The following is a 14,593-nucleotide window of genomic DNA, read 5'->3' on the forward strand; positions in this document are numbered from 1 at the left end:
CCTGCCGGCGGCCTATATCTTCCATGACGTACTCCAAACCTGCGCAATCGCGTTATGTGTCGCCCCGACGCGGACCCTCAAGCCACCTCGGGCACTGCATCAGCATTGCCTTATTCACTTTCATTCTCTCCGGCTGCGACGGGAATAACACCGGCCCGAAAACAGCGACACCCAGTCAGGTTGCGGCAAAGGTGGATGGTGACGAAATATCCATCCACCAGGTCAACGACATGCTCGACCGAACAAAAATGAAGGCGGACGACGAGGCGACCGCCAAATTGATGCGCAAACAGATTCTGGACAGGCTGGTTGACCAACAGCTGCTGGTGCAGAAGGCCGTTTCCGAAAAACTCGACAGGACACCGGACGTGCAAATGGCCCTGGACGCGGCACGGCGCGAAACGCTGGCCAATGCTTATCTGAAACAATTCAATGGCCGACGGACAAAACCCGAAGACACCGTCATCAAGAAATATTACGAAGATCACACCCCTCTATTTTCCAAGAGACGGATCTTTGTATTGCAGGAAATAAATTTTCTCAACAGCAAGGTTCCGCCCGAGGGCCAGGGCGTCATCAAGGCCATCGTGGAAGCCGGAAAGCCCATCGATGAAACGATCCGAGCCCTCCGGGCACGCGGAATCGAGTTCACGCAAACCGAGGCCCAAAGAGCCTCTGAGCAAATCACCATCGAATTGCTGCCCGCTTTATATACACGCCAGCCGGGACAGGGCTTGTTCGTGCCGACTTCGCCTGCCACCTCACTGCTATATGTCAAATCGTTTGACGAGGCGCCCCTGTCAGAAGTCGACGCATCGCCGCGTATTGCCCGTTTTCTGGAAAACCAGACCGTCACGCAGGAACTCGCCAACGTGGTAAGCGGCCTGCGATCAAAAGCAAAGATCGATTATTTTGGCGATTTCGCAACGCCTGAAACCGCGGCACCCAAATAACGTCAGCCACTATCGGGATTTCATATGTTCACGTCTATTCAGAAGAAGTGTCTCGCAGTAATTCTAGGATTCTGCTTTTGGGGCCCGGTCACGGCGCAGTTACGCGCGACCGATTATCTTTTAGGTGCGGGTGACGACATAAAGATCCAGGTTTTTCAAAATCCGGAACTCACGGTCGAAACGCGTGTACCCGAAACCGGCATCATCGGTTATCCCTTGATAGGCAATGTCGCGGTTGGTGGACTCAGTGTGACCGACGCCCAACGCGCAGTCGCAGACGCCTTGTTGCGTGGCAAATTCGTCCGCAATCCGCAGGTAACCATCACGCTGGGTCAACTGCGCGGCAATCAGGTTGCCGTACTAGGTCAGGTCAATCGACCCGGACGTTTCGCGCTGGAAACCCAGAACTCCCGTCCAAGCGACATGCTGGCCTCTGCTGGCGGCGTCACGCCAAGCGGAGATGACATCGCCATTATTGTCGGCACCCGCAACGGAAAATCATTCCGTGAAACCATCGATATACCTGCGCTGTTCATCGACGACCTGCAAAAAAACCAGATAACCCTGCGCGATGGCGACACCATCTATGTCCACCGCGCTCCTGTCTTCTATATCTACGGCGAAGCCCAGCGACCCGGGCCGTATCGAATTGAACGCGGAATGACTGTCATGCAGGCACTTGCACAAGGTGGCGGGCCGACCATACGGGGCAGCGAAAACCGCCTGCGCATCACTAGAAGAAACAGCAAGGGCGAGATGGCGGATATCGCACCAAAACTGACCGAACAGATTCAGGCGGACGACGTCATCTACGTACGTGAGAGCCTGTTCTAGAACTTATTTCGAAAATCGTTACCAGGGGCACCCACATGACGATTCAACAGTTTCTTCTGATTCTCAGGGCGCGGTACCGGGCTGCCTTGATCACGTTTTTCACCATCGTCATCCTGACAGGTATCGTGACATTCCTACTACCCGAACGATATACCGCCACGGCCGCCATCATGGTGGACGTGAAGTCGCCAGACCCGCTGGCCGGCATTGTTCTTCCCGGCATGGTGGCACCGAGTTATATGACAACACAGGTTGAAATCATCGGCAGCGATCGGGTTGCGCAGCGGGTGGTTTCACTTCTCGCCATGGAGCGGGACCAGGAATTACGCAGCACATGGATCGAGGCAACAGAAGGAAAAGGTTCTTTCAGCGCTTATCTGGCGAATCTTCTGCAGCGCGGGCTTTCTGTCCGACCCGCCCGAGAAAGCAACATCATTACCATCGACTACAAGGCTCCGACAGCGGACTTCGCTGCGGCGGCGGCAAATGCCTTTGCCAAAGCCTATATGGATATCACCCTTGAACTGAAGGTAGAACCTGCCCGCCAATACTCGCAGTGGTTTCTCGGCCAGACCAAATTGTCCCGCGACAAACTCGACGAATCCCAGCGGGCACTGTACGCATATCAACAAAAAGTAGGGATCGTCGCCACCGACGAACGCATGGACGGCGAAACCACGAAACTCAACGAATCGATCTCGCAGTTGACTGCCGTACAGACATTGACGACCGACAGTCAAAGCAAACGCAACGCGTCGAACCCGGCGACGGTCGCGGAGGTAATGCAAAGCGCATTGGTCAACAGCCTCAAGGCAGATATCGCGCGTGTCGATGCGAAACTACAGGAAAGCAATGGAAACCTGGGGGCCAACCACCCGCAAACGCTTCGGACCGAAGCGGAACTTGCAACATTACAAGCGCAGTTGGCGCGCGAAATCAATCAGATCACGAATTCGATAAACACCACTTACCAGGTGGGGAAAAGGCGAGAACGTGAATTGCAAACTGCCGTCAATGCGCAAAAAGAGCGCGTCATCGATTTGAATAATCGGCGCAATGAGTTGAATGTACTCAAGGGTGACGTCGATGCGGCCCAAAGAGAATTCGAGATCGTGAGCCAACGTGCCGCACAGACGCGTCTGGAAAGCGTCAGCAACCAAACGAATCTTGCCATTCTGAGCGGCGCAACCGAGCCCGCAGCCGCCTCGAGCCCGCGTGTCCTGCTGAATATGCTCGCGTCGGTTTTCTGCGGGACCCTGCTTGCAATAGGTATTGCCATGTTTCTGGAACTGAAGAATCGACGCGTTCGGTCGCCTGAAGATCTTTCCGATTATCTCAAGCTACCGGTATTGGCATCCATTAACTCTGCCAACCAGCCGAGATCCGCTCTCCGGATGTCCGGCAACAGAAACCGGCCCGCGCTGGGCTTCGGGAGCAGAACATGAACCGGTCCCGCATCGAAGTCATGGACACCTCGCTTCCCCGGTCAAGAGGCCGTCAGACCGGCGCCAGCCGATCCATCGGTTCCATCCTTCTGGATGGTGGTCGAATATCGCAAGAGGATGCGGAGCGGATAACCCGACTGCAAAAAGACGAAGGCTTGCGATTCGGTGCTGCTGCCGTCCGGCTCGGACTGGCGACAGAGGAGGACATCAGGCGGGCGTTATCGCACCAGTTCGACTACCCGTATCTCTCACGGGAAGATACCTCTCTCCATGACGGACTCACGGCCGCCTACGAGCCATTCAGTCCATCGGTCGAGAATCTTCGCGCATTACGGAGCCAACTCATATTGAGGTGGTTCGATGGCGACAGATCTCGCAAATCGCTCGCCATTACCAGCGTGGACGGCCAGGATGGACGTAGTTATCTGGCTGCGAATCTGGCGATCGTCTTTTCGCAACTCGGTGAGCGCACATTACTCATCGACGCCGATTTGCGCAAACCAAGGCAACACCAGCTTTTCAAACTGCAGGATGGACCGGGGCTTTCAACCGTACTGGCGGAGCGGAGCGGGCTTGATGCAATAAGCAGCGTTCCCGCACTGGTCGGCCTGTCGGTACTGCAAGCCGGACCCATTCCGCCAAACCCGCAGGAACTCCTGGGCAGGCCGGCCTTTACGGACATGTTGTCGGTGGCTGCCATGGATTACGACGTCATCATCATCGACACGCCACCGGCCGCCAGCTATGCCGACGCGCAGACGATTGCAGTCCGTGCCGGCGCGGCCCTACTGGTTGCCAGGAAGAACAGGAGTTCACTTTCAGCACTTAACCAGTTGAACCAAAACCTTCAGCAGTTTGGCGCGACGGTGGTGGGGTCGGTTCTGAATGACTCATGAGAAATTCCATGGCTGTATTTTTCAAGATCCCGGCATTGGCGGCTTCGGATGACCCAACACCTGACGTGCCGCAAGTGACATCTGCGCCACCCCGTCTGAGGCGGTGGGCCGCTACCGCCTGGCTTCCATTGGTGGTCGGACTGTGCGCGATGTACATACCGACCTCGACAACACTTGCTTCCGGCATCTGGGGTAATGGCGAGCAAAGTCATGGCCCCATCGTGCTTGCCATTTCATGTTGGCTCATTTACCGGAAATGGGCAGAAATGCTGCTCGCCGCCACATCTGAAAATGGCCAGCGGACCGGATGGATTCCCCTGTTGATCGGTTTTTTGCTCTATGCACTCGGGCGGTCTCAGGAAATTCTCCTTTTCGAGGTGGGTTCCCTGATATGGGTAATGGCAGGTCTCTTCATCCTGCATTTTGGTTATGGCGCGCTCAGGATCCAATCCTTCGCATTGTTCTTCATGATCTTCATGGTGCCGCTGCCGATGCAGCTGGTCGACCTCATCACCATGCCGATGAAAATCGCGGTGTCGTATGTGGCAGAGAATGCCCTTTACCACATGGGATATCCCGTTGCCAGAATGGGCGTCATCCTGCAGATCGCGCAATACAAATTGTTGGTTGCCGACGCCTGTGCCGGACTGCATACACTGCTGACACTTGAGGCGCTTGGCCTTCTGTACCTGAACTTGGTGAGAAGAAACTCGGCTTTTCGCAACTTCAGCCTGGGTCTGCTGATCGTGCCGATCTCGTTTACTGCCAATGTCGTCAGGGTCAGCACACTGGTACTCGTCACTTATTATTTCGGTGATGCGGCGGGACAGGGATTCCTGCATGCATTTGCCGGCATGGTGCTCTTTCTCAGCGCTTTGACGCTGACTATCCTCGTAGACACAAGCATTCATGCAGTGGAGCGCTGGCACCGAAAAACAAGAATCACTCCTCTCGGAGTCTGACATGAAACCTTCATTCAACCCGCGGTCATCGCTGATCATGCTCATGATGTTGGGCTGTTCTGCATTGGCCTGGGCCATGACTCCCACGCTTCATATGGCCGATCAGACAGCGCCGCTGAAACTCGATGGCTTGGTACCGAACAGGTTTGGTGAATGGGTGGAATTGCCAGGCACCATGGCAAACATCGTGGATTCAGGAAGCCAGCAAACCATTGACCGAATCTATGATCAGACCCTGACGCGAATGTATGTCAACAAGGATAAATACATGATCATGTTGTCCATTGCCTACGGACGTGACCAGTCCGATGGTTTTGGGCTGCATCAGCCTGAAGTCTGTTACCCCGCACAGGGCTTCGATATGTTGGAAGGTCACTTTGAAGATATTCGAATCGGTCAGCAAAACCTGCCCGCCAAACGCCTAACCATGGCGCTGGGCAATCGTGTGGAACCCATAACGTATTGGACGGTGATCGGACAGAACAACTATCGTGGCGGACTGCAAAAGAAAATTCAGCAGGTCATCTATGGATTCTCTGGAAAAATAGCCGACGGCATGCTGGTCAGAATATCGTCGGTGGACCCGCAGACCGAGGCGGCGTACGTCAGACAGGCGGCGTTTGCGCAGGACCTTGTCGCTGCCCTTCCGGAGGCGTTGAAAACGCGATTTACGGGTATTCTTTACGCCCGATAGCGGCCCTCCCACAGGGCCGCGCCATTTTGCAGAGCTCCACATGATCCTTCAGGCCGACAGCGTACCCATCGACACCATCCTGGAGGCCGATGTATGCATCGTCGGCGGTGGCGCGGCCGGCCTGTCCGTTGCGCTGAAGCTCTGCGGATCCAAGCTCAATGTCATTCTGCTCGAGTCTGGCCAAGGCAAGTTTTCGTCCCAAACGCAGCGTTTGTACGAAGGCAGTGTCAGCAGCGAAGCATTGCACAGCCCGCTCGACAAGTTCAGACAACGCCGTTTTGGAGGATCAACCAACATCTGGGGTGGACGTTGTGCGCCCCTCGATCCGATCGATTTCCAGGAGCGCGCATACATCCCGGACAGTGGATGGCCCATCAATCCCGCAGATCTGCAACAGCATTATGTGGATGCAACTTTGCTGGCCGAAGCCGGCAAATTTGAATTCAACGCGGGTGACGCGAGCAACGCGGGTATTCCGGACCTGATCGAAGGTTTTGATAATACGGATATCCAAACCGATGGACTCGAGAGGTTTTCCTGCCCGACAAATTTTGCCCTGCGCTATCAGGAGCGTCTGGATGCAGCGACCAACGTCAGGGTTTACCTGGGCGCCAACGTCACGAAGATCGAGTTGCACCCAAACGGATCACATGTCGAACAATTGGCGGTGGCGACACTCGGCGGCAATCTCTTCAAGGTGTCGGCAAAGGCGCAGGTTCTCGCCCTGGGCGGGCTTGAAAATGTGCGCTTGTTACTCGCATCGCGCAACGTGGCGCCACAAGGCGTGGGCAACGACCATGACGTGGTCGGGCGGTATTACATGTCGCACATTGCCGGCCACGTTGGCAGATTGACGCTGACTGTGCCCAGGACGGCTGTCCACCATGGCTATGCGCTCAGCCGCGACGGCATTTATATCAGGCGCCGAATTTCGCTGGCCGGCGACGCGCAGCGGCGACTCGGCGTTTCCAACATGATTGCGCGCTTGCATTTTCCACAACCCTCGGATCCGGCCCACCGCAATGGCGTGCTATCGGCCATCTTCCTTGCGCGCCGATTGGTCAGCTTTGAATATTCACGCCGTCTTGCCGGTGGGGGAAATGAAGAGCGCCCGCAGTTATGGAATCATTTGCGCAATGTGTTTTTCGGGCTTCCAGACATCGCACATTTCCTCATGCACTGGACGTTGCAACGTAAACTGAAGCAGCGCAAGTTTCCTTCCGTGATCCTCAAGAACAAAAGCAATCAATTCTCGTTGGATATTCACGCGGAGCAGATTCCATTGCGAGACAGCCGCGTTACATTGACCAATGATGTCGATGTCCTGGGCATGCCGAAGATGCATGTCGATTGGAAATACGATCCCCTTGATATTCAGTCCGTTGAAAAATCACTCGATCTTTTGGCCAAGGCCTTCGAAACATCTGGCACTGGCACATTCGAATATGACCGAAACGGGCTGGAACATGAATTGACGAAGTACGGAGCTTACGGCGGCCATCATTTGGGGACTACACGAATGGGCACGGATTTGTCGACCAGCGTCGTAGATTCCGACTGCGAGGTGCACGGCATCGATGGGCTCTATATTGCGGGCGGTTCTGTATTCCCGACATCCAGCCAGGCAAATCCGACGCTGAGCATCATTGCGCTCAGCCTGAGGCTGGCAGATCATATTGCCAACCGCGCATCAGTCAATATTTCTCGTATCGGATGATCCAATGCCTGTATTAATCATCGGAGCCACAGGTTATATCGGCTCTGCCCTCGCCAGTGAACTTCGCCGGCACGACACCGGAGTGTTGACTGCATCACGCCGCCATGCGCCGCAATATGCCAATCATCGCCAGGTGGATACCATGCAGATGGAATCCCTGTTGATGGCCATGCGTGGTGTCGATATTGTCATCAACTGCGTGAGTGGTGATGCAAAAGCCATCGCGGAAGGAGCTCGCCGACTGGTTGAAGCCGCAAGCCGGTCAAGCGTGAAAAAAATCATCCATTTGAGCAGCATGGCGGTTTATGGGTTCGCAACTCCGTATATCGATGAACAGGCTCCGCTTTCCGGCAGCGGCAATTGGTATGCGGAAGCCAAGATCAAGGCCGAATCCGAAATTTCTACTTTTGCCGCGCATGGTGAAGTCGTTATTTTTCGCATTGGCTGTGTCGCAGGACCTGGGAGCGCTCAGTGGGTTCAACGTATTGGTGACCTGTTGACTGCCCGGCGCATAGGTGACCTGGGAAATTGGGGGGACGGCTGGTCAAACCTTGTCGCACTAGATGATGTTTGCCAAGCCGTAGTCCAATCGGTCTACCAGGCTGAATCACAGGAACGACTGAAAATCTTTAACCTAGCGGCACCCGACAGCCCACGATGGAACAAGTATTTCATCGATTTCTCGCAATTGATAGACGCTACACCGCCGCAGCGAATCTCTTCGGCAGAACTCAAAATCGAGACACATCTAAAAGCTCCGTTTTCCTTGATTTATAAAAAGATCCGTAAATTTGCAAGGTTTCTACCGAGATGGAATGAAATACCGATTCCACCTTCCTTGACAAGGCTTTTCCACTCTGCAGGCAGGCTTGAAACAGGTCTTTTGGAAACGAATTTTTCCATCGCCTGGACGAGCTACGAAAATACGGTGCGGCAAGGTGCCACGTGGTATGTCGAGAAGAGACGCGGATCTCCCCCGGCCTGATATGAAGGGCCCTACTTTTCAGGCAGAAAAATGGCGAAGATCTTGGCGGTCGCTTCCAAAGGAGGCCATTGGATTCAGCTGATGAGGATGCGGCCGGCATATTCGGAACATGACGTCACATACCTGTCGACCGATGCCAGGTATAGCGAACAGATTGGAAATGTGGTTCTCGCAGTAGCAGACGGCAATCGACAAAAAAAGCTTCGCACATTTTGGATGTTCCTCCAGGTGACCATCCACGTTGTGCGTATCAGACCCGATATCGTCATCACCACGGGTGCGGCGCCAGGCCTCGCTGCCGTTATGGTGGGCCGACTGATAAATTCCCGGACCGTTTGGATTGACAGCATGGCAAATGCGGAAGAGCTGTCTTTATGCGGACGTCTGGCCCGCTATTTCAGTACAACATGCGTCACACAGTGGGACCATTTGGGAGATGGTCAGAATATCCACTATTGGGGCACTGTCCTATGATATTCGTGACAGTTGGTACCCAACTCCCGTTTGATCGCCTGGTCCACTCCGTCGATGCCTGGGCATTGAGCCACCCGGTCATGGTTTTTGCACAGATTGCTGATTCCAGGGATCCACCGAAGAAGATTGCGTGGTCGCGGTTTCTTTCGCCTATTGAAACCCGGCAGCAGATGGAAAATGCCGAAGTCATCGTCGCGCACGCTGGGATGGGATCCATCCTGACCGCATTGTCGATGGGCAAACGGATCATCGTCATGCCGCGCCGGGCTTCACTGCAGGAACATCGGAACGATCATCAAATGGCGTCGGTCGGCAAGCTCAGAAACATCCCGGGCCTGATGATTGCAGAAGACCCGATCGCTTTGTTTAGCGCGCTGGACTCCCTAGTCTCCGCTGCGCCATCGGCGCCGATAGCTCATTCGGCCAGCACGGAACTGATTGAAAATCTCAAGCTTTGGATCGGCCGCTGAATTTTCCGACTTCTGCGTATAACGCATCGATCTTTGGCAAACATGTTTCCGGCGAGAATTCGGTCAGGTAGCGTTCCAGCGCATTTTTCGCCATGCGCCGTGCGCCGATATGGTCTTTCCTGATCTCTTTGATCGCTTCGTACAATAAATCAGACCTGCCGGGTTCGACCAGAATTGCATCTTTGCCGTTGGTCAGCATTTCGGGGATGCCGCCAATGAGGGTTGCGACGATGGGTAGTTCTGCCGACATCGCCTCAATTATCGCCAAGGGAAGATTTTCGTTTTTCGACGGCAACACAAAAGCGTCAGCATGCATCAACAGCCGGTTTCTGGTCGGCCCGTCGACCCAGCCAAATAAACGTACGGTACTTAATCGGAACTGTGCGATGACTTCCATGACCTTCTCGGTTTCCCCACTGCCTCCGATCCACAATTCCACGTCCGGGAATTCTTTGGAGAGTTTGGCGAAAGCAGGGATCAATTCATATATTCCCTTTCTGTCGATCAAAGCCCCCATGAAAAGAAATGCAAAACCGCTTTTCATCGCCGGAACTATATCAAGGCCACATTCGATACACGGGGGCATCGCCGGAGAATAGTTAGGAATGATGCAGATCCGTGCGACCGGTGCGATTTTTTGTACGAAATCCGCCCACCCTCTGGACAGAACGACAACACGATCCGCACCTTCCAAAGTGGATCGGATCCAAAGGCGTCCCAATCGGCCGCACGACGAATAAAAACCTTTCATTTCGGAGCCATGCAAATGTATGACTACCGGAACGCGAAAAAAACGGGCGACGCAGACGATTGCCGATTTTCGCCAGAAGCTTCCGCGCATTGCGGCATGTGTGTGCACCAACTGCACGTTGCCGCGTGTCAGCCAGAACAGTACACGGCAAAAGCCTTGCACTGCAGCAATAGCCCTTATCACCCGGCTCCCTCTAACATGGGTTTTTACCCAACGAATATCCCATTTTTCAAAAATGCCATCCCGCGCATAGCCCTTAATGACCTGCGATATGCCGCCCGGGGCTGAGGTTCCGGCAATGATGATCATGTATGGTACCCCTTGCGACTGGAAACACTGAACGGAAATAGCGGATATTTTATTTTCATGAGCACCGAATTGATCCAGAGGGGGGTATCCGCGGCAAAATGGGGTGCATCCTCGACCTTACTGAGATTTTTACTGCAGGTTATCGCGCAGTCGATATTGGCCAGACTACTCGGCCCTGGTGTGTATGGCATTTTTGGCGCGGGATTGATCATCATCGCAATGACGTCGTTGCTGACCGATGTCGGTTTCAGCTGGAGTTTGATGCGAAAAGGCGAGTTGACAGAAGATGATCTTCAATTCGCATTGACGGCGCAGATAATTTTCGGTGCATTGCTTGGTATTTTGCTGTACGCGGGCTCGGACTTTCTCGCGTCGCAGCTGGCCGGTGAACCCGTGGGTTGGGTCATTCGGCTTCTTGCATTTTCAATCGTCTTCAATGCAGCCTCCAGCACGCCTTCCGTCTTGCTTTCCCGCAAGCTCGATTACCGCCACCTGGGCAAGGCACAGTTGCTCAGCTATGTAGCCGGGTATTTTTTGACGGGCATCCCCATGGCTCTGGCTGGTTGCGAGACCCTGTCTTTGATCGTCGCGTTCCTGGTGCAGAGTGTGGTGCGGTGTGGACTGGTGTTCGGATTTTCGGGATTGCGATGGATTCCTACCATCCGGCACGTTGTTTATAAATCTTTCATTGCTGACGGTTTTCTCGTCTTCCTCACCAATATGGTGAATTGGCTTGTCTATAACCTTGACCGGTTGACAGTCAGCAAATTCATGCCCAGTCAAACACTTGGTTTGTACAACGTCAGCGCCAATCTGGCAGGCACTCCGAATTCGGTGCTTCTTGGTTCCATACAGCCGGTTTTCCTTACGACCGGCGCGAAACTGCAAGACAAGGAATCGCTACGCTCCGCATATATCGGCGTGCTTCGCGCGGCGTTACTGGTCGCTCCCGCTTTTTACTGCGTATTGGCGACGAATGCAAAAGGTCTTGTGCACCTCCTGTACGGAGACAGGTGGTTGGATGCTGCGGGAGTTATAGCGGTTTTATTTTTTGGCATGCCTTTTTTCGTCATCTGGAGCATTTCGACGCCAATCTTGTGGAACAGAGGTAAATCACACCAGGAGGCATTGCTTCAAATGCCATTAATATTATTCGCGGCTGCAGCTTTTTATATTGCCTCTTCCTATGGCCTGATGACCTTGGCGCTTGCAGCCGATATCGTTCTTTTCTTGCGGGCGGCGGTAATTTTTGTCGCGGCGTCGAGAAGTGTTTCGCTCGATGGTCGGGTGCTTTTACCATCGCTGTGGCTAGGCCTTGTATTTTCAGCCGCCGCACTCTGCAGCGGTTTTGCTGTCGATCAAACGCCGATTCCGTACTTTGCGAAAATTGTTTTTTCCGGCGTTGTGACGTGCGCCGCCTGTTTTGCACTTCTCAGATTTTTACCTTACCGTCTATCGAGCGATGCAATTGCAACCCTCGGCCACGTTTCCCACAAGTGGGCATTTTGGTTTCGCGCCGGGCGTCGCCATGATTCCTGACGGCGTATGACTAAAATTTTATTACTTAGCCCTCATTTTTCGGAATATTCCTTATGCTTGGCCCGCGCGCTGGTCCGAAGACCAGGAATTTCCGTATTACTCGTATTGAACGAGGCAAATTTCCGTGGCGAACTCGGCGAGTTGCACGATTTGCATGCTACCCCTCACCTTGAAATTGTTCTTTTGCCGCACACCCGATCGCTGTCGTGCTTTCTTTTCAACACGTGGCAATATTGGCGACTGATCTTGGGATTTCAGCCCGATCTGATTCATGTGCAGGAAGAGCCCAAGGATTATCTGGTCTTTTCACTTTTTTGGACATCTCGTCCTGTCGTCCTGACTGTCCACGATCCGTCCGTGCATACGGGGGACTCCACTGCCGCTGCACGTTTTTCTCGGCACGCTTTATATAGGCGTTATCTCCGATATCGCGCCAAAGGTGTGATTGTTCACGGCGCCCGCATGGTGGACGAAATGCGCCGACAAGGTTTCAAGAAGCTATTGATCACCGCCCCGCACGGGCCTTTGGGAATTTTCCGTGAACAACCCAATCAGGGCTGGATAGACGGTCAGTGCCTTTTCTTCGGCAGGATGCAAAGCTACAAGGGCTTGGCGGAATTCATCCAAGCCGTCGAACTGGTGGCAATCGACCATCCGAATGTGCATGGCGTCATCGCTGGGCGGGGGCCTGAACTGGCACGTTTCCGTGATGAGCTCCGGAACAATCCGCTCTTTTCCGTGATCGAGAAATTTCTTTCGCCCTCTGAGGTCGTCGAGCGGTTTCAGAGGGCAAATATCGTGGTTCTGCCTTACAGGGAGGCCACCCAGAGCGGTGTGGCGGCATATGCCTTGGGCGCCGGTCGGCCTTTGGTCGTGACGGCGGTGGGGAGCCTGCCGGACGTGGTGGACAATGGTGAAAATGGTTTCATGGTTCCGCCAAGGCAAGTACCTGCACTCGCGCAGGCAATCGGTTCAATTCTGGCGGATCGGGAGATGGCAAAGTCGATGAGCGAGTGTTCGCTGACCATCGGCAAAGGGCGTCTTTCTTGGGAGACTGCCGCGATCGCGACTGTTGCACTATATGATCATTTAAAAGCCGGAAAATAATCGATTCATTGCCCACAGGCTGATGCGAATCATGAATGTGTTGGCTTACCCAAATATATTTCACTCAGGATATTGACGTATGAAGATTACTGTTATTGGGAGTGGTTATGTCGGCCTGGTGACCGGCGCCTGCCTGGCGGACACCGGCAATCACGTTCTGTGCCTGGATGTCGACGCCAGGAAGATCGCGCTGTTGAATGAAGGCGGCATTCCGATCCATGAACCTGGCCTCAAGGAGGTGGTCCAGCGTAATGTGCAGGCGGGTCGTCTGCAATTCACGACGGACGTGGTTGCGGCAGTGGCCCACGGCACGCTTCAATTCATTGCGGTCGGCACGCCCCCCGACGAGGACGGTTCTGCCGACCTTCAGTATGTGCTGGCGGCCGCACGCAATATCGGCCGGCACATGACTGATTACAAGGTGATCATCGACAAGAGCACCGTGCCGGTCGGCACTGCGGACAAGGTAAAGGCTGAAATCCAGCGCTGCCTGGAAGAACGCGGCGTTTCGATGGACTTTGCGGTGGCGTCCAATCCAGAATTCCTGAAGGAAGGCGCAGCGGTTGCGGATTTCACGCGTCCCGATCGCGTGATCGTCGGCGCGGACGATGAACGCGCGATTCTGCTGTTGCGCTCGCTGTACCAGCCGTTTGTGCGCAACCGCGACCGGCTGCTGGTCATGGATATTCGCAGTGCGGAATTCACCAAATATGCTGCCAACGCCATGCTGGCTACCCGGATCAGTTTCATGAACGAGTTGTCGGGCGTGGCAGAAAAGCTCGGTGCGGATATCGAACTGGTGCGACAAGGCATCGGCAGCGACCCCCGTATCGGCACGCATTTTCTGTATGCGGGCGCCGGTTACGGTGGCTCTTGTTTCCCGAAGGATGTGAAAGCCCTGATACGCATCTCGGCTTCTGCCGGCCATTCTTCCCTGATGCTGGATGCGGTCGAAGCGGTCAACGAGGCTCAGAAACAGGTGTTGGTCAACAAGATCCTGGCGCGTTACCAGGGCGATATCTCCGGCAAGACTTTTGCCCTGTGGGGCCTGGCCTTCAAGCCGGATACCGACGACATGCGCGAAGCACCCAGTCGGGTGATCGTCGCGGCCCTGCTGGCGCGTGGCGCCAAGGTCCGGGCCTACGACCCGGTCGCTGCGGAGGAAGCCGCGCGGATCATGAAGGCAGAAGACAATATCGAACCCGGCGACCTCGTGTTTGCGACTTCGGCCGCTGACGCCCTGGTAGGTGCCGACGCCCTGGTGATCGTGACCGAATGGAAGGAATTCCGCACGCCGGACTTCGAATCGCTCCGCGATGCGCTGGCCGACAAGGTGGTGTTCGACGGACGTAACCTGTACGACCTGGAACTGATCCGCAGCTTTGGCCTCGAATACCACGCGATCGGCCGCACGGCCACACCGGGCGCCGCCATTACCTGACCTGTTCCCCGAGATT

14 protein-coding genes are annotated in these 14,593 nt (G+C 54.7%); 13 read left to right on the forward strand and 1 reads right to left on the reverse strand.

Annotated features, from left to right (window positions below; all coding sequences use genetic code 11):
- Nucleotides 1–23: 23 nt before the first annotated feature.
- The 10 genes from AC3ANW_RS16310 to AC3ANW_RS16355 are packed head-to-tail and all read left to right on the forward strand — an operon-like array spanning nucleotide 24 to nucleotide 9,430.
- Nucleotides 24–953, forward strand: a complete 930-nt coding sequence (locus AC3ANW_RS16310; RefSeq protein WP_488341896.1) for an EpsD family peptidyl-prolyl cis-trans isomerase — start codon at nucleotides 24–26, stop codon at nucleotides 951–953.
- 24 nt (nucleotides 954–977) lie between these two features.
- Entirely contained in the window at nucleotides 978–1,787 is an 810-nt protein-coding gene (epsE, locus tag AC3ANW_RS16315) for a polysaccharide export protein EpsE (RefSeq protein WP_488341897.1), read from the forward strand.
- A gap of 35 nt (nucleotides 1,788–1,822) precedes the next feature.
- Entirely contained in the window at nucleotides 1,823–3,232 is a 1,410-nt protein-coding gene (epsF, locus tag AC3ANW_RS16320) for a chain length determinant protein EpsF (RefSeq protein WP_488341898.1), read from the forward strand.
- Entirely contained in the window at nucleotides 3,229–4,128 is a 900-nt protein-coding gene (epsG, locus tag AC3ANW_RS16325; protein ID WP_488341899.1) for a chain length determinant protein tyrosine kinase EpsG, read from the forward strand. The genes epsF and epsG overlap by 4 nt, the downstream gene beginning before the upstream one ends.
- Before the next feature lie 8 nt (nucleotides 4,129–4,136).
- Nucleotides 4,137–5,090: an exosortase B gene (gene xrtB, locus AC3ANW_RS16330; RefSeq protein ID WP_488341900.1), complete on the forward strand. Its 954-nt coding sequence runs from the start codon at nucleotides 4,137–4,139 to the stop codon at nucleotides 5,088–5,090.
- A gap of 1 nt (nucleotide 5,091) precedes the next feature.
- Complete coding sequence (epsI, locus tag AC3ANW_RS16335) at nucleotides 5,092–5,784, forward strand: exosortase-associated protein EpsI, B-type (protein ID WP_488341901.1); 693 nt, start codon at nucleotides 5,092–5,094, stop codon at nucleotides 5,782–5,784.
- A 40-nt stretch (nucleotides 5,785–5,824) separates the two neighbouring features.
- The gene (locus AC3ANW_RS16340; RefSeq protein ID WP_488341902.1) at nucleotides 5,825–7,501 is read left to right on the forward strand and encodes an FAD-dependent oxidoreductase; all 1,677 of its coding nucleotides are present in this window, start codon (nucleotides 5,825–5,827) and stop codon (nucleotides 7,499–7,501) included.
- Nucleotides 7,502–7,505: 4 nt separating this feature from the next.
- Complete coding sequence (locus tag AC3ANW_RS16345; protein ID WP_488341903.1) at nucleotides 7,506–8,486, forward strand: NAD-dependent epimerase/dehydratase family protein; 981 nt, start codon at nucleotides 7,506–7,508, stop codon at nucleotides 8,484–8,486.
- Between the two features lie 30 nt (nucleotides 8,487–8,516).
- Nucleotides 8,517–8,960: a glycosyl transferase gene (locus AC3ANW_RS16350; protein WP_488341904.1), complete on the forward strand. Its 444-nt coding sequence runs from the start codon at nucleotides 8,517–8,519 to the stop codon at nucleotides 8,958–8,960.
- A gap of 5 nt (nucleotides 8,961–8,965) precedes the next feature.
- Nucleotides 8,966–9,430, forward strand: coding sequence for a glycosyltransferase (locus AC3ANW_RS16355; protein WP_488341905.1), 465 nt, complete (start codon nucleotides 8,966–8,968; stop codon nucleotides 9,428–9,430).
- Here AC3ANW_RS16355 and AC3ANW_RS16360 read toward each other — a convergent pair.
- Nucleotides 9,408–10,490, reverse strand: coding sequence for a glycosyltransferase family 4 protein (locus AC3ANW_RS16360; protein WP_488341906.1), 1,083 nt, complete (start codon nucleotides 10,488–10,490; stop codon nucleotides 9,408–9,410). The genes AC3ANW_RS16355 and AC3ANW_RS16360 overlap by 23 nt on opposite strands.
- Before the next feature lie 57 nt (nucleotides 10,491–10,547).
- Here AC3ANW_RS16360 and AC3ANW_RS16365 point away from each other — a divergent pair, with 57 nt between their 5' ends.
- From AC3ANW_RS16365 to AC3ANW_RS16375, 3 genes are all read left to right on the forward strand, one after another.
- On the forward strand, nucleotides 10,548–12,029 hold the full coding sequence (locus tag AC3ANW_RS16365; RefSeq protein WP_488341907.1) for an oligosaccharide flippase family protein: 1,482 nt from the start codon (nucleotides 10,548–10,550) through the stop codon (nucleotides 12,027–12,029).
- A 6-nt stretch (nucleotides 12,030–12,035) separates the two neighbouring features.
- Nucleotides 12,036–13,136 (forward strand): glycosyltransferase family 4 protein, encoded by a 1,101-nt coding sequence (locus AC3ANW_RS16370; RefSeq protein ID WP_488341908.1) that lies wholly within the window; start codon nucleotides 12,036–12,038, stop codon nucleotides 13,134–13,136.
- Between the two features lie 79 nt (nucleotides 13,137–13,215).
- Nucleotides 13,216–14,577 carry a UDP-glucose dehydrogenase family protein gene (locus tag AC3ANW_RS16375; RefSeq protein WP_488341909.1) on the forward strand — a complete coding sequence of 454 codons (1,362 nt, stop codon included), beginning with the start codon at nucleotides 13,216–13,218 and terminating at the stop codon, nucleotides 14,575–14,577.
- The last annotated feature ends 16 nt before the right edge of the window (nucleotides 14,578–14,593 follow it).

It is taken from the genome of Xylophilus sp. PBN-3R (assembly GCF_057747805.1).

Excerpts from the sequence above, each read along its gene's own strand:
- AC3ANW_RS16310 (WP_488341896.1), top strand. The coding sequence starts at position 24 with ATGACGTACTCCAAACCTGCGCAATCGCGTTATGTGTCGCCCCGACGC.
- epsE (WP_488341897.1), top strand. The coding sequence starts at position 978 with ATGTTCACGTCTATTCAGAAGAAGTGTCTCGCAGTAATTCTAGGATTC.
- epsF (WP_488341898.1), top strand. The coding sequence starts at position 1,823 with ATGACGATTCAACAGTTTCTTCTGATTCTCAGGGCGCGGTACCGGGCT.
- epsG (WP_488341899.1), top strand. The coding sequence starts at position 3,229 with ATGAACCGGTCCCGCATCGAAGTCATGGACACCTCGCTTCCCCGGTCA.
- xrtB (WP_488341900.1), top strand. The coding sequence starts at position 4,137 with ATGGCTGTATTTTTCAAGATCCCGGCATTGGCGGCTTCGGATGACCCA.
- epsI (WP_488341901.1), top strand. The coding sequence starts at position 5,092 with ATGAAACCTTCATTCAACCCGCGGTCATCGCTGATCATGCTCATGATG.
- AC3ANW_RS16340 (WP_488341902.1), top strand. The coding sequence starts at position 5,825 with ATGATCCTTCAGGCCGACAGCGTACCCATCGACACCATCCTGGAGGCC.
- AC3ANW_RS16345 (WP_488341903.1), top strand. The coding sequence starts at position 7,506 with ATGCCTGTATTAATCATCGGAGCCACAGGTTATATCGGCTCTGCCCTC.
- AC3ANW_RS16350 (WP_488341904.1), top strand. The coding sequence starts at position 8,517 with ATGGCGAAGATCTTGGCGGTCGCTTCCAAAGGAGGCCATTGGATTCAG.
- AC3ANW_RS16360 (WP_488341906.1), bottom strand. The coding sequence starts at position 10,490 with ATGATCATCATTGCCGGAACCTCAGCCCCGGGCGGCATATCGCAGGTC.
- AC3ANW_RS16365 (WP_488341907.1), top strand. The coding sequence starts at position 10,548 with ATGAGCACCGAATTGATCCAGAGGGGGGTATCCGCGGCAAAATGGGGT.
- AC3ANW_RS16370 (WP_488341908.1), top strand. The coding sequence starts at position 12,036 with ATGACTAAAATTTTATTACTTAGCCCTCATTTTTCGGAATATTCCTTA.
- AC3ANW_RS16375 (WP_488341909.1), top strand. The coding sequence starts at position 13,216 with ATGAAGATTACTGTTATTGGGAGTGGTTATGTCGGCCTGGTGACCGGC.